This window comes from Lysinibacillus sp. NPDC093197, from assembly GCF_044754025.1.
Classification (GTDB): domain Bacteria; phylum Bacillota; class Bacilli; order Bacillales_A; family Planococcaceae; genus Lysinibacillus.
The window spans coordinates 1-18,783 of the sequence record NZ_JBIVOH010000011.1 but is presented as its reverse complement, the minus strand read 5'-3'; the positions used below and the strand labels follow the sequence as shown (position 1 = coordinate 18,783).

Genomic DNA, 18,783 nt, shown 5'->3' with positions numbered 1-18,783 from the left:
GATACATAGGTCCATACATTATGATTATTTTATAAAAATGGAGGTGTTTGTAATGAAAAAACCAAAAAGTATTGCTTTAAAACTATCTTCTTTAATTTTAGGATTATTTTTAGTGTTATTTATCGCTTATACATTGGTAACAAGTGTTATTCTACATAATCAGAGTGTCAATGATTCAGAAAACGCAACGCTTCAAAACGCGGAATTATCTGCTGCGAAGATGAGCGAACGGTTTAAGAAAGCCAATGATACATTACAAACGACAAAACGTATTGTTGAAGCAATGCAAAAAAATGACGAGCTTTCAACAGAAAGTGTAATGGATATACTGGAAACTAATTTAATGAAAAATGAGGATTTACTTGGTGTAGGTGCCGTCCTTGAAAATGGCGCTATAAAAGTTGGCCCAACTATCGACACTGCATTAATAGATCAAAATAATCGCTTCATACCTTATTTAACTAAAGATGGAAATAAGACTTCTACTAATGCTATAGAGGGAATTGACAAAACGGATGCGGCTGATTGGTATCGTATACCAACAGAAGAAGGTCGTGCTGTGCTAACAGAGCCGTATGATTATAGCGTGAATGGTAAAACGATATCGATGACGACAATTGCAGTACCGCTAGTTAATGCCTCAGGTAAAAATTTTGGCGTATTAACAGCAGATTTATCTGTTGATTTTTTAAAGGGATTAGCCGAATCCATTACTCCTGATGGTGGTTATGCAGGAATTATTACAAATCAAGGTATGTTAACAGTAAATAGTATTAACGAAAAGCTAGACGGGACGAATATGCAGGATGCTATTGATTGGACAAGTGTTAAACAATCCATGGACAATGGGGTGCTAGATAGTCTGTATGTTGACTCTAAGCAGCTTGGAGAAGAATCATTCAATGCTTTTGCTCCAATGATGTTAGAAAACATTGACGAAGTATGGTCAGTGCAGTTAGTTTTACCTAAATCTAAAATATTAGAAACGTATAATAAAGTTCTCATCTTTACGATTGTAGCTGCAATCATTATGGTAGTTTTAATGGCTGCTGCCAGTGCGATGTTTATCTTTAAACAGTTAAAGCCTTTGAAAGTTTTACGTGCATCTATTGAAACGGCGGCTGAAGGCGATTTAACTAAAAAAATAGATGAAAAATTTATAAAATCAGATGAAATTGGTGCTGTTGCAGTAGCCTATAACAATATGCTGGACAAAACGAATGATGCCATCCATACGGTATTAAATTCTTCAACATTACTTAATCAATCATCAGATGATGTCAATGAAGCATTTAATGAAATTGTCGCATCAAATCAGGAAGTATCTGTAGCTATCAATGAAATTGCGCAAGGTGCTTCGAAACAATCAGAGGATACGGAAGAAACAAATTATCGAATGATTGATTTATCCGATCAAATTGACGCCATTACAATGCTTTCCAAACAAATGGATGAGCTGTCAATGAAAACAAAATCTTCTACAGAGCAGGGCATGAAAGAAGTTGAAAGCTTACGTGATCGAAATGCTGAAACAAATGAAATGAATGTACGCATTCAAAGTCAGATGGAATCTTTATCTAGCAACATCAGAAATATCAACCAAATTATTGTATCCATTCAAGGAGTAACGGAGCAAACCAACCTACTAGCGTTAAATGCAAGTATTGAGGCTGCTCGTGCAGGAGAGCATGGAAAAGGCTTTGCGGTAGTAGCGGAAGAAGTTCGTAAACTAGCGGAACAGTCTAAAAACGAAACAGAAGTGATTAAGAAAACGGTGACTAGCATTCTAGAAGACGCGAAGCAAACGGTGTCTGTTATTGCTTCTAATGCTGATTTGATGCAAGCTCAAAATGAATCAGTGCAAAATACAGAGCTTGCTTTTAAAGATAATAATGAGCTTTCTCATTCTATTGCAACGGCAATTAATGATCTATTGTCAAATCTTTCCCAAATGTTAGAGCAAAAAGATCAGGCAGTTACAGCGATTCAAAGTATTTCTGCCGTTTCAGAGGAAACTGCAGCTTCTGCTGAACAAGTAAGTGCATCTGCTGTGGATCAACAGGCAGAAATGCAAAAGGTTGCAGAATCAATTAACAATATGAACCAAATCTCTAAAGAGCTACAAGAAGTCGTGAATCGATTTAAACTTGCATAATTAAGCTATTGAATTTTCTACAAAGCAAAGTGAATATCCCGAGGAAATCGCCAGTAAACCCTCGGAAATCGCCGATAAACGTGGGGGAATCGCCGATACACCCTCTGAAACCGTCGATAACCTTTGAGAAACCGCCGGTAAAACTTCTTGATGCTTTTGTAGACATGTTGAGACTGTCCTTTTCCAAGGACAGTCTCTTTTTATGTAAACGGTAGAGCGGAGAGGGCATTGACCCAGTTTGGGAACAGTTTTACTATAGAAAGATGAAAGGGGGGCGCCTCCATGATGTATCTCGGTATGATTTTCTTTAAAATTGTTGCGCCTATTTTAGTGTTGCTTGTACTTGGTGCGTTTTTACAGAGGAAATTTCAATTTAATTTAAAAGCGCTATCCCAGCTTATTACATATTGTTTTATGCCAGCAGCCGTATTTGTAAATTTATATGAAACGAGCGTGGAACTATCGGTGCTCGGTGAAGTGGCATTATTTATTGTGCTCTTTATTGGGAGTCAAATGGTGCTTAGTCATTTTATAGCGAAGGGGCTAGGTTTAAAGAAAACAGAGGCAGCGGTATTTAAAAATAGTGTTGTACTCATTAACTCTGGTAACTATGGCATTCCGGTGGCACAAATGATTTTTGTGACACAACCAATTGGGGTGGCCATTCAAGTTATTCTCGTTATTTTTCAAAATGTAACGACCTATACATATGGATTATATAATTTAATTTCTTCAACTAAATCAGGTATGGCCATTGTGAAGGACTTCCTGAAAATGCCGATTATTCATGCGCTCATTATCGGTGTGGCAATGAATTTCTTTAATATTGGCATTCCCCAATTTATCCGTATTCCAATTGACCACGTTGCTGATGGGTTTATCGCAGTTGCTCTTATTACGCTCGGTGCGCAACTATCTCAGCTTGAAATTAAATCAATGTTCAATAGAACTGTGTTTGTCAGCTGTTTTACACGACTTGTAGTAGGTCCAGCTGTTGCATTGCTTATCATTTTTGTCCTCGGCTTAGATGGCGTTGTGGCCCAATCGCTCTTTATTGCGAGTGCATTCCCAACTTCACGTAATAGCTCGAGTCTAGCTCTAGAATATGATTTAGGGTCAGAAACCGCTGCACAAACGGTGCTTTTTTCAACAATTGTTAGCTGTATTACAGTAACAATCGTAATTTATATGGCAGAAATACTATTTACTTAATGGCTTCCATCTATTAGGAATATCTGTTACACTAGCATCAAACTGAATAGCTTAACTAGGGGAGTCCGATGAGTCGGGCTGAGAGGGAAACGCATTGAGGTTTCTTGACCCTTTGGACCTGATCTGGCTCATACCAGCGTGGGAAAGTTAATGAACTTCGCACTCCTTGAACTTTGCGATAAATGTAACCTTACATGTACAGCCGGATCCAATATTTTTTTGGATTCGGCTTTTTATTTGTAATGCTACTTGTTGGAGTGGGCTAGATTCGGTCCTTTTAATAATTTACGTAAAAGGGAGCGGAATAGTAAATGACAACAGTTAGCGAAAAAAACATGAACATTATGACAAGCTTTGACGGAAGTAAAAAAGTATATGTAGAAGGATCACGTCCAGATATATTAGTGCCAATGCGTGAAATTAAGCTAAGCCCCACAACGGGTAGCTTTGGTGAAGAGAATAACGCACCTATACGAGTTTATGATACGAGTGGCCCTTATACAGATCCAACTTACAAAGTCGATATTACAAAAGGTTTACCAGCTTTGCGTCGTGCGTGGATTAAAGAACGGAGCGATGTAGAGGAATACGAGGGACGTACCATTAAGCCCGAGGATAATGGATTCCGCAACGCGGATGACCCGCGCATAAAGGAAAATGTTTTTCCAAAGCTTTCTCGCAAACCTTTACGTGCGAAAAAAGGCTGTAATGTGACACAGCTTCATTATGCAAGACAAGGAATTATTACGCCAGAAATGGAATTTGTAGCGATTCGCGAAAATTTAAAACCAGAATTTGTACGTGCAGAAATTGCGGCAGGGCGTGCTATAATGCCATCTAATATAAATCATCCTGAGGCGGAACCGATGATTATCGGCCGTAACTTCCACGTGAAAATTAACGCCAATATTGGAAATTCAGCTGTTACTTCATCCATCGCTGAGGAAGTTGAAAAAATGACATGGGCAACACGATGGGGTGCTGATAATATTATGGATTTATCTACTGGGAAGCACATTCATACAACTCGCGAATGGATTATTCGTAATGCTGCTGTGCCTGTTGGAACAGTGCCAATTTATCAGGCGCTTGAAAAGGTAAATGGCGTTGCTGAGGATTTAACGTGGGAGGTGTATCGTGACACGCTAATCGAGCAAGCTGAACAAGGGGTTGATTACTTCACGATTCACGCAGGTGTATTGCTGCGCTATGTACCGCTTACAGCTAATCGTGTAACGGGTATTGTTTCGCGTGGAGGTTCAATTATGGCACAGTGGTGTCTATTCCATCATCAAGAAAATTTCTTATATACTCATTTTGAAGAAATTTGCGAAATTATGAAAACGTATGATGTTGCCTTTTCGTTAGGGGATGGATTACGACCTGGCTCAATTGCAGATGCCAATGACGAGGCGCAGTTCGCAGAGCTTGAAACGCTAGGGGAGTTAACGCAAATTGCTTGGAAGCACGATGTACAAGTGATGGTAGAGGGACCTGGGCACGTGCCAATGCATCTTATTAAGGAAAATATGGACAAGCAATTAGAAGTTTGTAAAGAAGCGCCATTTTATACATTGGGTCCTCTAACGACGGATATTGCTCCTGGCTATGATCACATTACATCAGCAATTGGCGCTGCAATGATTGGCTGGTTTGGAACAGCGATGCTGTGCTATGTAACACCGAAGGAGCACTTAGGGTTACCAAATCGAGAAGATGTTCGTGTAGGTGTTATCACATATAAAATTGCGGCACATGCAGCGGATTTAGCTAAAGGTCATCCTGGTGCACAGCAGCGAGATGACGCTCTTTCAAAGGCTCGCTTTGAGTTTCGTTGGCGCGATCAATTTAATTTATCGTTAGATCCAGAGCGAGCTGTAGAATATCACGATGAGACTTTACCAGCAGAAGGAGCAAAAACGGCACATTTTTGCTCGATGTGTGGTCCTAAGTTTTGCAGTATGAGAATTTCTCAAGATATTCGTAACTATGCTAAAGAAAACGATTTAAATACGACAGAAGCAATCCATCAAGGGATGCAGGAAAAGGCAAAAGAGTTCAAAGATACTGGTAGCAGACTGTATCAATGATAAAGAACAGAGGCGTTAAAGTTTTCCCTTTAGTAATAAATAAAATGGAACAAGAGCGCAATAGTTAATGGTAGTGGATGCGGTGCTTGCACAGAACATAAAACGCAATGAACCACTCACAAGCAAGTTGTAGCTTACAGTGTGAAGAGTGGAAAGTGTCCTCCGTAGTCATAACAATGTTCATAGCAAAAAAGTGTTAGATTGATTACAGTCAATCTAACACTTTTTCTTTTTTTGGCTGGCTATTAAATTTTAAATTTATTTATTTCTTCTTGAAGGGTTGTTGCCTCATCACTTAATGATTTTGCAACAGCGTTAACCTCTTGAATAATTGATGTTTGCTCTTCAATTGCCGCAGCTATCAATTCGGATTGCTGTGCCGCATTTTTTGCCACAGATGACATTTCATTGACCGATGCAGCAACCTCTTCAGTAGCGGCAGAAATTTGCTGTGTGGAAGCTGAAACGTCTTCAATTTCAGATGCCATATGTTCAATTGCGTCCATTATTTCATTAAAGGCAGTTTGTGCATTATGAATGTATGTAACGCCTTCATCAACTTTTTGCACTGTGACGCTCACAGCTTTTTCTACTTCTCTTGTGTTTTGCTGAATATTTGTAGTTAAATTGATAATTTGGTTGGCGGATATTTTTGACTCTTCAGCTAGCTGACGTACCTCATCAGCAACGACTGCAAAGCCTTGTCCGTGTTCGCCTGCACGTGCAGCTTCGATGGCTGCATTAAGTGCAAGTAGGTTGGTTTGATCGGTAATATCGGTAATAACTTTCGTGATATTTTCAATTTCAGCCGATTGTGAACTTAACTGTTTAATGAGTTCGTTTGTCTTATCTGAGGATTGCTGAATGACCATCATCTGATTTTCAGTCGTTTGCAACATTTTTTCGCCGTTATCGGCAACAGTTTGTGTATCAATCGCCTTTGAATGTAACATTTGTGTTGCTTCAGCGATGCGTTGGACACCACGAGCTGTTTCGTCCATAGCGGTAGAGGTATCCTGTCCAGTAACTACAGCTTGGTTACCGTCCTCTGCCATGATTTCTATACGTTTTGCAATATCGCTAGAAGTAAGAGAAACTTCCTCTGTACTTGCCGACAATTCTTCAGAGCTAGAAGTCGTGTACTCAATATTTTTTGCGACATTATCAATAAGTGAGCGCAAATTAGTTTTCATGACATTAAATGAATCAGCCAAATTTCGAATTTCATCTTTTGTTTTTACTTCTACATCTTCCTGTCGTAGATCTCCGCTAGCAATTACATTTGCTGCTGTGGCTAGTTTATTAACGGGAATTGTAATCACTCTTGTCATAATGAACGTAATTATAAAGGAGAGAATTATAGAAGTAGCAGCGAGGATTAGGATGATATTCGAGCTTACAGATTCTGCTCTTGACGACTCTGCACGGGCTAGTTGTATTTGCTCCTCTTCATAAATGGCAATCTCGTGAATTGCTTGTTGAATTGCCTCTCTTGCAGGATGTGCTCTTGCTCTAAGAATATTGATAGCAGATTGTACATCATCTGGGTTATATGTATTGATAATCTCTTGTGCTGCATTTTCAAAAATGGCTTGGTTCGTTTTAATAATGTCCATTTGCTGTTGTGTTGTTTGGCTAGTAAACATTTTGTCCAGCTCTGTTATTTTAGCTTGGATTATTTGTTCTTGCTCCTCGAGCTTTTGTATTGTTACGTCATCTGGTTCAAGCATATATGAACGAAGATAGTTTCCTTGCAAAGCAGCAGCGATAAGGATTTTATCGACTTGTATAAGTTTATTAACACGGTTTTCAAATAATTCTTTATTCAATTTATCGATGTTATTCAGTTGGTAGTAGGATATTGAGCAGATAATTAGTAGTAGAAGAATAATTGTACCAAATCCAATATAGAGTTTTTTTCTGATAGACATCGTTCTTTTCCTCCATTCCAGTTTTGTTGTATTAGTAAGCAACAATGTCAGCATATCTTATCGTTATTTAGAGTATGAAAATAATATGAAATTGTGGAATTTATCGATAGATATAAATGTTAATAAAAACACCTATATGACAATGGGGGATTTACGAATCAAAAAAACAATAACTATAGGTGAATTTAATCGTTGAATTCCACTGTGTTACATTATCAGTGAGTGGGGGAGATACCTTCCAGAACGAGTGGTGGCACTTGGCTCCAATCAACTGAATAGTAAACGGAATATTACAGTATCTGTTTTTGTGACAGATGAGAAAGCTTTAGAACGAAGGAAGATTAAAATATGTAAGATAGTCTTCCATTATAGCTGCTTGTTATAAAGCTTATTGGGAAAACTCGAAGGAACTAGCAATTAAACGGAGTAAAAATGACAAAAGGCATCGAGAAGTTAATTCTCGCTACCTTTTGTCTACTTGCCAGTGACGGCAAGCAATATTGGATATCAATAAAGTGGAATATTAAATGTTTGCTACTTGTTTTACTTCTGGTTTTACTTCTTGTTTTACATATGGGTTTGAAAGATTCATTCCATCTAATGAAAGACCCATCGCTTTTGCTACACCTTCACCGTATGCAGGATCAGCTAGATAGCAGTGTAGGATGTGACGACGTTTAATGAATTCTTCAACAGTAGCCATATCGTTTGCTGTATTTTCGAATAAGCGTTGTTGTTCTTCCGCAGATAAAAGACGGAATAATTTACCTGGTTGCTCGAAGTAGTTATTGTCATCTTCACGGAAGTCGTGGATATCTGCATGACCATCAATACGTAATGGTGGCTCTTTATAGTCTAAATTGTGCTCCCATTCACCATAGCTGTTTGGTTCATAACTTAAAGTAGAACCAAGGTTACCATCAAAACGCATAGCGCCATCGCGGTGGAATGAACGGAATGGGCATTTTGGTGCGTTTACAGGTAGCATGTGGTGGTTTACGCCTAAGCGATAGCGAGCTGCATCCGCGTAAGCAAAAATACGTGCTTGTAACATTTTGTCTGGAGAGTAGCTGATACCAGGCACAATGTTAGATGGTGCAAACGATGATTGTTCTACTTCTGCAAAGTAGTTATCAGGGTTTTTATTTAACTCAAATTCACCAACTGGAATTAGCGGGAAATCTTTTTTATACCAAACTTTTGTTAAATCGAATGGGTTATATGGTAATTCACGAGCTTGTTGTTCTGTCATGACTTGAATGTACATTTTCCATTTAGGGAAATCGCCTTTTTCAATTGCTTCATATAAGTCACGTTGTGATGATTCACGGTCTTTACCGATAATTTCAGCTGCTTCGGCACCAGTTAGGTTTTTAATGCCTTGTTCTGTGCGGAAGTGGAATTTCACCCATACACGCTCGTTTTGTGCATTGATAAAGCTATATGTGTGTGAACCGAAACCATGCATATTGCGGTAGCCTGTTGGAATACCACGGTCAGACATAACAATTGTAATTTGGTGTAACGCTTCAGGTAATAAAGTCCAGAAATCCCAGTTAGAATTTGCGTTTTTCATATTTGTACGTGGGTCACGCTTAACTACATGGTTTAAATCTGTGAAGTGTAGCGGATCACGGAAGAAGAATACAGGTGTGTTATTACCAACTAAGTCCCAGTTACCTTCTTCAGTATAGAATTTAAGTGCAAAACCACGAATATCGCGCTCTGCATCTGCAGCTCCGCGTTCCCCCGCTACAGTTGAGAAACGAGCGAACATTGGCGTTTGCTTCCCAATCTCAGAGAAGATTTTTGCTTTCGTATATTGAGAAATATCATGCGTAACAGTAAATGTGCCGAAAGCTCCAGAACCTTTTGCGTGCATACGACGTTCAGGTATAACTTCACGGTTGAAGTTTGCTAATTTTTCAATTAACCATACATCTTGAAGTAAAAGAGGACCACGAGGACCTGCTGACATAGAGTCGTGGTTGCTTACTACTGGAGCACCACCTGCTGTTGTAAAACGACGGCTACGATCATTTGCGTTTGTCATATTAGTTTACCTCCTGAAAAATATTGTGAGTCAAACTCCTCGTAAATAACTATAACAAATATAAAATAGAATTTCTAGTACATTATAATAATTATTGTTAAAGAATTTATCTCGCAAGATATAAAGTATAAATATATGCGTGTTTTTCAAAAAATATACATAGTTTTTCAAGTTGTTTTCACTATTTATATAGTGTTTTCAGTCGTTTCGAAGGAAATTGAGATTTACTATTATATAAGTATTAACCTGTGTGAAGTATAGTAATTTCTTTTGTTTTACTATTTATATTGAAAATAGAACGGGCTAATTGAAAATCAATGTAGAATGCACTCTCATTAGATCTTCCAACCTTTTCGATAGCGATTAGGTGTAGTCCCTATTAGCTGTTTAAATAATTTACTAAAATAATTTGGATCATCAAAGCCATTTAAAAGTGCGATTTCACTAATAGCAAAATCTGTTTCAATAAGCATTTTGGTCGAATTTTGAATACGAACCTGTTGTAAATAGCGTTTAAACGGCTGGCCTTGCTTCTTTGCAAATATAGTACTTAAATAATTGGGACTAATACCTAACTTTTGGGCGATGAAAGGTAAGGATAGTTCGCTGTCATGGTATTGATGGTCAATTATATCTAAAGCTAATTCTACATAGTCTGCTTTTTTCTCCATTCGAGCCTCTCTTGCCAATTCAATAAGTCTTTGTGTGAATAAAATAATGCCATTGAGAATTGTATAGAAAATCGGGTGTTCAATAATTAAATGAAAAAGCTGACGATAGTTTTGTTCAATCGCGGCTTTCTCATGAAGTTTATATTTCAACATAAAGCGGCGAATTTGTGCTAATACACTTGTTAGATGAATGCGTAAATCATCTTGTTCGTAATAAATACTTCCATTTGATAATCGATATAAAAATGCTTTTACTGCCTCGATATTTCCTTCCTCTAAACTCTTAATAAGTAGCTGTTGTTCCTCTGGTGTGAGTAAAGGATCTAAGGGCTGTGTTTGATATTGTTTAGTTGCATAAAAAATATGGCCAAAGCCTTCGTAAAAACTTTGAAGAAGGGCGCGTTTTGTTAAAGCATACATATCTTTTAAAGTTGTTGGCTTACCATCATAAATCCCTATATTTAGAGCACCATTATTAGTCATTTGCCATTCTTTTAGTAATGTACGAATATCCTTTTCAATAATTTTTAAATCGCTTGTTTGAAACAAGCAGATAATTGTATCTGATAATGGATAAATGCTCATTTGATAAAAAATAGGTGTTTGTTGGAGCCATATGAACAATTTATTTAATGTTTCTAAATGCTCAGGTTCAATCATCGTGAACTGAATATTTGTTGTTAATGAGCTTGTTGTACTTTCTAAAAATAATTGATAGTAAAAAGATTCGTCTTTAGCATCAGGAATCGCTTTTTGTATTTGAGGTGTATGAAGAGAAATAGCAGTGAGTTTCTGCTTCAACACTTCTAAATCAATTGGTTTTACAAAAAGATGCGCCACCTGTAAATCAATTGCTTTTAATGCGTTTTTAAATAATGGCTCTGTCGTTATGGCGAGTATTTTGCCAGGGTGCTTTTGTAAAAGTCCATAAAGAGCTGTTAAACGGTTATTAGGCAGCAAATCAATATTTAATAAAATGACCTCTGGGGCAAATTGTTGGATGCTCTTTGTGGCCTCGGAAATAGTAGAACACATCTCAATTGATAAATCTCCAGGAAAGTATGTATGTAAAAACCATCGTATGCCTGACAGTTCTGTGAGATCTCGATCAATTAGTAACAGTCGCATGGAATCAGCCTTTCGTAAAATATTCTAGTTTCGTAAATTATTACGATTATATTAATAAAAATAACATAAAAATTCGAAATAATTCCTGTTTTCTCTTTTAAAATTCTATATTTTCTGAAAAAGGTAGTTTGTACAATGGATATAGAGAAATTCTATTTTTTTTACGCTTTAATTTACATATGCTGTTAAGAATAGGGGGATATCGTATGCAAAAAATCATCGAACTTGATGGCAATACGTTAACGAGACAACAGGTTGAGGAAATCGTGAGAGGTCAGGCTACGGTTGCACTATGTGCTGAAAGTACGAAACGTGTTCAATTAAGTAGGGAACGGATTGAAAAACGTTTAGCTGAAGGGCATGTAATCTATGGCGTTAATACTGGGTTTGGCAAGCTAAGTAATATACAAATTGAAGAATCGGATATTGAGTTATTACAGTTGAATTTATTGCGCTCAGATGCAACAGGTGTTGGAGAGCCACTTCCAACTGAAGTTGTGCGTGCGATGATGATTTTACGTGCAAATGCATTAGCACGTGGCTTTTCAGGTATTCGACAAGAAACATTGCAACTATTACTAGACTGCATCAATAAAGGTGTACATCCAATCGTTCCATCGCAGGGGTCAGTTGGAGCAAGTGGGGATTTAGCACCGTTATCACATTTAGCTTTAGTGCTTGTAGGTGAAGGGAAAGCTGAGTTCAACGGGGAGCTTATGACGGGTGGTGTCGCGTTACAAAGAGCAGGCCTATCAGCTGTAAGACTACAAGCGAAAGAAGGTTTAGCACTTGTAAATGGTACGCAAGCAATGACAGGAATTGGTGCTTTGACATTGAATGAAGCAGAGCGTATTGGGCTTGCCGCAGATATGGCAGCGAGTCTGTCGTTAGAGGCGTTAAAGGGTATTACCAATGCATTTGATCCTGCACTTTTAGCTGTAAGACCACATCCAGAATTAGAGCTTGTAGGTGGGCGTATTCGAAAATGGCTTGATGGTAGTAAACGTGTGACGAAGCAGGGAGAAGTTCGGATGCAGGATGCATATTCGCTTCGATGCATTCCACAAGTACATGGTGCTTCTTGGCAGTCATTTTACTATGCTGAGCAACGTGTGCAAACGGAAATGAATGCTACAACAGACAATCCTATCGTTTTAGAAAATGGAGAAGTTGTATCGGGAGGTCATTTCCATGGCCAGCCAATAGCGTTAGCGATGGACTTTTTAAAAGTTGGGGTTAGTGAATGGGCTAATATTTCGGAACGACGCACAGAGCGTATGGTTAATCCTCAGCTTAATGATGGTTTACCACCATTTTTAGCAACAAATCCAGGTATTGAATGTGGGCTTATGATTGCACAATATACGGCTGCTTCGATTGTATCCGAAAATAAGGTGCTGGCACATCCTTCGAGCGTGGATTCTATTCCTACATCAGGGAATCAGGAAGACCATGTCAGCATGGGAACAACGTCCGCTCGACAAGTGCGACAAATTGTACACAATGCTGCACGGGTGATTGCAATAGAAATGATTTGTGCTTCGCAAGCTATTCATTTAGACAAGGCAGAGGAGCAATTATCTCCGACAACAAGGTCGTATTTAGAAAAAGTACGTGAATTCTGTCCACCATTATTAGCAGATCAACCTATCGGCGATGAAATTGAAGCATTAGCGAAGTACTTATTGGCAAGTGATGATTTAGTAATGTTAGCAAAATAAAAGCAAAGGGGATGGCAGTATGAAAACACCAACAACGATTCGTGCACCAAGGGGAACAGTGCTCTCTTGTAAAGGATGGACACAAGAGGCGGCAATGCGCATGCTGATGAATAATCTGGATCCTGAAGTTGCGGAAAATCCTGATGAGCTCATCGTATATGGAGGCATAGGTAAAGCAGCACGGAACTGGCAAAGCTACGAACAAATCATAGCCTCTTTAAAAGAATTAGAGAATGATGAAACACTTCTTATTCAATCAGGAAAGCCAGTAGCTGTCTTTCGTACACATGAACATGCACCACGCGTCTTAATAGCCAATTCAAACTTAGTGCCTGCATGGTCGAATTGGGAGCATTTTTACGAGCTAGAAGACCGTGATTTAATGATGTATGGTCAAATGACAGCTGGTAGCTGGATTTATATTGGTGCTCAAGGGATTTTACAAGGAACATATTTATCGTTTGTAGAGGCTGGGAAGAAAGTGTTTGGGACTGCTGATTTACGTGGTAAATTCATTCTTACTGGTGGTATGGGCGGCATGAGTGGTGCACAGCCTTTAGCTGGGAAAATGGCTGGTGCAGTCATTTTAGTCGTTGAGGTGGAACGTGCGCGCATAGAACGCAAAATAAAAGAGGGCTATTGTGATTATCTTGTTGAGACAGTAGATGAGGCAATTGCGTTAGTCAATAAATTACGTGATCAGCAAGAGCCTGCCTCTATTGGTCTTGTCGGCAACTGCGCAGATATTAATCGGGAGCTATTGAATCGAGGGATTATTCCGGATTTTGTGACAGACCAAACATCTGCACATGACCCGATTAATGGTTATGTACCGAATGGCATGACCTTTGAAGAAGCGTTAGAATTACGCAAAAATGATGTTAAAACATATGAGCAAAAGGCAAAAGAAACGATGGCAGAGCATGTTCGTACAATGCTTGAATTTCAACAGGCTGGTGCAGAAGTATTTGATTACGGTAATAACATCCGTGCTTATGCGAAAGAGATGGGTGTCACGAATGCCTTTGACTTCCCAGGCTTTGTGCCAGCATATATTCGTCCTCTGTTTTGTGAGGGTAAGGGACCATTCCGTTGGGCAGCCCTTTCTGGAAACCCAGAGGATATTTATAAAACAGATGCTTTAGCAAAAGAAATGTTTGCGGAAGACGAAGGGCTTGTCAATTGGATTGATATGGCGCAAAAAATGGTGAAATGGCAAGGGCTACCTGCTCGTATTTGCTGGTTAGGCTACGGTGATCGTCATCGCTTTGCATTGAAGGTCAATGAAATGGTAGCGAATGGTGAGTTATCTGCACCAATTGTTTTTGGTCGCGACCATTTAGATTCTGGCTCTGTGGCATCGCCAAATCGTGAAACAGAAGGAATGCTTGATGGCTCCGACGCTGTTTCAGATTGGCCGATTTTAAATGCACTTGTCAATACGGCGAGTGGAGCAAGCTGGGTTAGTGTCCACCATGGCGGAGGCGTAGGAATGGGTTATTCTCAGCACGCAGGTCAAGTGTTAGTGGCAGATGGCTCAACGCTAGCAGCTGAGAAAATTGCACGCGTGTTGATTTCCGACCCAGGAATGGGCATTGTGCGCCATGCTGATGCAGGCTATGAAATTGCTATTAATACGGCAAAGAACAAAGGTGTCCGTATGCCGATGTTAAAGGATGATGTGAAATGACCATTTTGATTAAAAATGCGAATGAAGTCATTACGTTAAAAAACACAGTACAAGGTCCTCGGATAAAAGAACAAATGCGCGATATCGCAGTAATAGAAAATGCCAGTGTGCTGTTGCAAGAAAATCGTATAGTCGCTGTTGGGTCTTATGAGCAGTTAGCAATAGATTTCCCACATTTAGTAGAGGTAGCGGATGTTATTGATGCCACTGGGAAGATTGTGATGCCTGGTTTAGTGGATTGTCATACGCATTTAGTACATGGTGGTACACGTGAGCAGGAATTCAATATGCGACTTAATGGTTCCACTTATATGGACATTATGAATGCTGGTGGCGGCATTCATGCTACGACAAAGCGTACACGAGAAACAAGTTTTGAAGTGTTATATGAAAAGACGATGCAACATTTAGATGTATTTTTAAAGCATGGTGTGACAACCGTTGAGGCAAAATCGGGCTACGGTTTAGATTGGGAAACGGAAAAGAAACAATTGGAGGTAGCGAAAAAGCTACAAGACACACATGCTGTAGACGTCATCAGTACCTTTATGGGTGCACATGCGGTGCCGCGCGATTTTAAAGGTCGTGAAGATGAATTTGTCGATGTTGTTATTCATCATATGTTGCCAAAAGTGGCAGAACTAAAGCTCGCAGAATTTAACGATGTATTTTGTGAAAAAGGGGTATTTACTCCACTGCAATCCCGACGTATTTTAGAGGCTGGCAAAGCGCTTGGGCTGACACCGAAAATACATGCTGACGAAATAGAGCCTTATAATGGAGCGGAGTTAGCTGCTGAAGTGGGAGCCATCTCGGCAGAGCATTTGTTAGTAGCCTCTGATGAAGGAATTCAAAACATGGCTACAGCTGGTACGATTGCGGTATTGCTACCTGGAACTGCCTTCTTCTTGCGCGCGCCATTTGCGAGAGGGCGTTTGATGATTGATGAAGGGGTACCTGTAGCTATATCAACAGACTTTAATCCGGGTTCATCTCCGACAATGAGTTTGCCATTTATTATGAATTTAGCTTGTATGCATATGGGTTTGACACTAGAGGAAGTGTTAACTGCTACGACGATTAATGCTGCTTGTGCACTTAACAGAGGTCATGAAATTGGGACACTTGAAGCAGGGAAGCAAGCTGACGTCATCATATTGGACGTTGCTAATTACAAGCAACTACAATATTTTTACGGCATGAATCATACGCATACTGTTATTAAAAAAGGGCAAGTCGTAGTACGTGAGGGCATTCTTTTATAGTAACAAAGGTATTGGATGCGATATTAATAGTAATTGTGCATTTATTTACAAATTAAATATTACAGAAAAAGCATAAATAGGGAGAGATCCGTTATTTATGCTTTTTTTCGTATAGAATATAGTTGTTACTATAGATAGAAGGGAATGTTTAACGTGCAGCTTACATTAACATTTCTTATTTTAGGAATGACGATTTTTGCATTTATGACAAATCGAGTGCGCGCTGATTTTGTTGCTATCGTGTCACTTCTCGCATTTGTTATCGCTGATATTTTAACACCTGCGGAAGCTTTAGCAGGCTTTTCAAATTCAGTTGTTCTTATGATCGCGGGACTTTTTGTTGTTGGCGCGGGTATATTGCGTACAGGGCTTGCGGCAATGGCTGGACAATTATTAATGAAATGGTCGGGTAATAGTGAGTTAAAGCTATTTGTATTATTGCTCATTATTGTGGGCTCTGTAGGTGCCTTTATGAGTAATACGGGGACAGTCGCCTTAATGATGCCTATTGTTGTTAGTATTGCAATTAGTATGAAAGAAAGTCCTTCAAAGTTTTTGCTACCACTTTCTTATGTAGCTAGTCTATCGGGGTTAATGACGTTAATTGCATCTCCACCAAATTTAATTGTCAGTCAGCTTTTGGTCGATCGTGGCTATCAGAAGCTAGGGTTTTTTGAGGTAACACCCATTGGCATTGTTGGGATGATTGCGGGGATTTTATATTTGGTGCTCGTGCGCAATATATTGCTACCACATGATAAAAATAAAACACAAACATCTTCTGGTTACAAGCTCTCGCCAAAGAAAATTGTTAAACAATATGATTTAAACAATCGACTGTTTAAAATGTTTGTGCCTGAAGATTCTACCATTATCGGTATATCACTAGCAGAATTAAAGCTTCCTGCAAAATACGCGCTCTGTATGATGAAAATTCAACGCAAATCACAGGATGGTATCAATTTACTCCCTATGACTTATCAAGAAATGGCGGGTCCAACAAGTGTTATACATGCCTTAGATGAACTCTATGTACAAGGTGAGGAAGAGGATATTGCTTGCTTGGCTGCAGATTATGGCTTAGTGATGCAGGAATTAACAGAGAATGAGGCAGATGAATTAGTAACAAAGCACCTTGGTATTGCGGAGGTCTTATTAACACCAAATTCTAGTTTCATTAATGAAACAGTAAGTTCACTTGGATTCCGTGAAAAGTATAATCTCAATATTATTGGTATTAACCATAGAGGTGGCTATAAGCTACAGGATATGGTTAAGCATAAGTTGAAATTTGGGGATGCCATTTTAGTGCAAGGTGCATGGGATGAAATATTAGTGCTTGCTAGAGAGACGCAGGATGTTGTTGTAGTTGGTCAGCCGAAGGAGCATGCGAGTGTTGCGGCAGCTACTGGTAAGGCTGGTATAGCGGGTGCGATTATGTTATTGATGGTTGGATTAATGGCGTTTGAAGTTTTTCCGGCGGTGATTTCCGTTATGATAGGAGCGGTTTTGATGATTATAACGGGCTGTTTGCGAAATATGGAAGATGCGTATAGTAATATAAATTTTGAAAGTATTGTGCTTGTCGCGGCGATGCTACCAATGGCAACCGCACTAGAGAAAACAGGCGGAATGGTTATTTTATCAGATGGTATTATTGATGCTCTCGGTAGCTATGGTCCATATGGGGTGCTGATAGGGATATATATATTAACAGTAATTTTTGGCCAATTTATTAGTAATACGGCAACTGCCGTTCTGTTTGCGCCAATTGCTATGAATGCAGCGATTGCAATGGATGCAAATCCTACAACATTTATGATTGGTGTAGCTGTTGCAGCGAGTATGGCGTTTGCCACGCCAATTGCCTCCCCAACCAACGCACTTGTTATGACGGCGGGTGGCTATAAATTTATGGATTTTGTAAAGATTGGCGTACCATTACAAGTTGTTATGTTTATTGTAATGATGCTAGCAGTTCCATTCTTCTTTCCGTTTTAAATTTTATGTTTTGCTGAATTTCAGACGTTAGACATTGGTGATCTGAATATATGCTGTCTGCTGTGGTTTTCGTTATGCCACAGTGGACAGCAAACAGCAAATGTTTGAAAAAAGTAATAGACGCAAAAGAAAGAATGGCTATATCAGTAGAAGGAAAATCGAAATTGGTATGGGAATAGCTACGTGATGGTGGGATTTTTTTTATACGAACACGTTCTAGAAAAAATGAGGAAGTAATCTTAACGAAAAAAGATATTCAAAATATATTACGAAAATATCCTTTATATATTGTGTAGCTGTCCTTATTAGCATATGAGGTAAACGAGGCTCCAACGTGTATGTAAAATACAAATATACAAAAACCTATATATAGGAAGGTTCTCATGTAAACTTAAAAAACAATGATACTATTAATAGCTTACTAATGAAGTTTTTTTTATAAATTAATATTTTTTGTAGAAAAACACTTGCAGAGATTGTAGAATCGTGATAAATTATTACTTGTCGCTAAGACGACTCAACAATAAGTACTACAAGCTTTAAATAACATCATAAAAAAGTGTTGACATTAACACTTTGGAGTGATAAGATATAAAAGTTGTCGCTTCTAAAACGAGAAAAAACATCTCGGAAAAAGTTGTTGACAAAGAATGTCGAAAATGTTATTATATAAAAGTTGCTGAAAACAAAGTGCAACGAAATGAACCTTGAAAACTGAACAAGCAAAACGTAATCAATATAGTTTTTACTAGCTAACTTCGTTAGTGAACGAAACAAAATTTTGGACATCAAAATTGATGCCAGCAAAACAATTTGAGCTAATCAAATTTCTTTTATGGAGAGTTTGATCCTGGCTCAGGACGAAC

Annotated in this window: 10 protein-coding genes and 1 riboswitch; of the genes, 7 read left to right on the top strand and 3 right to left on the bottom strand. The window is 38.8% G+C overall.

What is annotated here, in order from left to right:
• Positions 1-52: 52 nt before the first annotated feature.
• From ACIP9G_RS21005 to thiC, 3 genes are all read left to right on the top strand, one after another.
• Positions 53-2,155 (top strand): methyl-accepting chemotaxis protein, encoded by a 2,103-nt coding sequence (locus tag ACIP9G_RS21005; protein ID WP_401021983.1) that lies wholly within the window; start codon positions 53-55, stop codon positions 2,153-2,155.
• Positions 2,156-2,437: 282 nt separating this feature from the next.
• Positions 2,438-3,367, top strand: coding sequence for an AEC family transporter (locus ACIP9G_RS21000; protein ID WP_401014015.1), 930 nt, complete (start codon positions 2,438-2,440; stop codon positions 3,365-3,367).
• Positions 3,368-3,414: 47 nt separating this feature from the next.
• A riboswitch (TPP riboswitch) is annotated at positions 3,415-3,529 on the top strand.
• 149 nt (positions 3,530-3,678) lie between these two features.
• Entirely contained in the window at positions 3,679-5,457 is a 1,779-nt protein-coding gene (thiC, locus tag ACIP9G_RS20995; RefSeq protein ID WP_401021982.1) for a phosphomethylpyrimidine synthase ThiC, read from the top strand.
• A gap of 245 nt (positions 5,458-5,702) precedes the next feature.
• On the opposite strand, the gene ACIP9G_RS20990 is transcribed toward thiC, so the two are convergent.
• The 3 genes from ACIP9G_RS20990 to ACIP9G_RS20980 form a co-directional block, all read right to left on the bottom strand.
• The gene (locus ACIP9G_RS20990; protein WP_401021980.1) at positions 5,703-7,388 is read right to left on the bottom strand and encodes a methyl-accepting chemotaxis protein; all 1,686 of its coding nucleotides are present in this window, start codon (positions 7,386-7,388) and stop codon (positions 5,703-5,705) included.
• Positions 7,389-7,911: 523 nt separating this feature from the next.
• On the bottom strand, positions 7,912-9,441 hold the full coding sequence (locus ACIP9G_RS20985) for a catalase (protein ID WP_340821327.1): 1,530 nt from the start codon (positions 9,439-9,441) through the stop codon (positions 7,912-7,914).
• A 335-nt stretch (positions 9,442-9,776) separates the two neighbouring features.
• Entirely contained in the window at positions 9,777-11,240 is a 1,464-nt protein-coding gene (locus ACIP9G_RS20980) for a helix-turn-helix domain-containing protein (protein WP_340821326.1), read from the bottom strand.
• 206 nt (positions 11,241-11,446) lie between these two features.
• Between ACIP9G_RS20980 and hutH the strand changes: the two genes are divergently transcribed.
• From hutH to ACIP9G_RS20960, 4 genes are all read left to right on the top strand, one after another.
• Positions 11,447-12,961: a histidine ammonia-lyase gene (hutH, locus tag ACIP9G_RS20975; protein ID WP_401021976.1), complete on the top strand. Its 1,515-nt coding sequence runs from the start codon at positions 11,447-11,449 to the stop codon at positions 12,959-12,961.
• A 19-nt stretch (positions 12,962-12,980) separates the two neighbouring features.
• The gene (hutU, locus tag ACIP9G_RS20970) at positions 12,981-14,651 is read left to right on the top strand and encodes a urocanate hydratase (RefSeq protein WP_340821324.1); all 1,671 of its coding nucleotides are present in this window, start codon (positions 12,981-12,983) and stop codon (positions 14,649-14,651) included.
• Positions 14,648-15,916 carry an imidazolonepropionase gene (hutI, locus tag ACIP9G_RS20965; RefSeq protein ID WP_340821323.1) on the top strand — a complete coding sequence of 423 codons (1,269 nt, stop codon included), beginning with the start codon at positions 14,648-14,650 and terminating at the stop codon, positions 15,914-15,916. The genes hutU and hutI overlap by 4 nt, the downstream gene beginning before the upstream one ends.
• A gap of 144 nt (positions 15,917-16,060) precedes the next feature.
• The gene (locus tag ACIP9G_RS20960) at positions 16,061-17,917 is read left to right on the top strand and encodes an SLC13 family permease (RefSeq protein WP_340821322.1); all 1,857 of its coding nucleotides are present in this window, start codon (positions 16,061-16,063) and stop codon (positions 17,915-17,917) included.
• Positions 17,918-18,783 lie beyond the last annotated feature (866 nt).

What these genes read in the sequence shown, in the direction of transcription:
- ACIP9G_RS21005 (WP_401021983.1), top strand. Translation starts at nt 53, where the DNA reads ATGAAAAAACCAAAAAGTATTGCTTTAAAACTATCTTCTTTAATTTTA.
- ACIP9G_RS21000 (WP_401014015.1), top strand. Translation starts at nt 2,438, where the DNA reads ATGATGTATCTCGGTATGATTTTCTTTAAAATTGTTGCGCCTATTTTA.
- thiC (WP_401021982.1), top strand. Translation starts at nt 3,679, where the DNA reads ATGACAACAGTTAGCGAAAAAAACATGAACATTATGACAAGCTTTGAC.
- ACIP9G_RS20990 (WP_401021980.1), bottom strand. Translation starts at nt 7,388, where the DNA reads ATGTCTATCAGAAAAAAACTCTATATTGGATTTGGTACAATTATTCTT.
- ACIP9G_RS20985 (WP_340821327.1), bottom strand. Translation starts at nt 9,441, where the DNA reads ATGACAAACGCAAATGATCGTAGCCGTCGTTTTACAACAGCAGGTGGT.
- ACIP9G_RS20980 (WP_340821326.1), bottom strand. Translation starts at nt 11,240, where the DNA reads ATGCGACTGTTACTAATTGATCGAGATCTCACAGAACTGTCAGGCATA.
- hutH (WP_401021976.1), top strand. Translation starts at nt 11,447, where the DNA reads ATGCAAAAAATCATCGAACTTGATGGCAATACGTTAACGAGACAACAG.
- hutU (WP_340821324.1), top strand. Translation starts at nt 12,981, where the DNA reads ATGAAAACACCAACAACGATTCGTGCACCAAGGGGAACAGTGCTCTCT.
- hutI (WP_340821323.1), top strand. Translation starts at nt 14,648, where the DNA reads ATGACCATTTTGATTAAAAATGCGAATGAAGTCATTACGTTAAAAAAC.
- ACIP9G_RS20960 (WP_340821322.1), top strand. Translation starts at nt 16,061, where the DNA reads ATGTTTAACGTGCAGCTTACATTAACATTTCTTATTTTAGGAATGACG.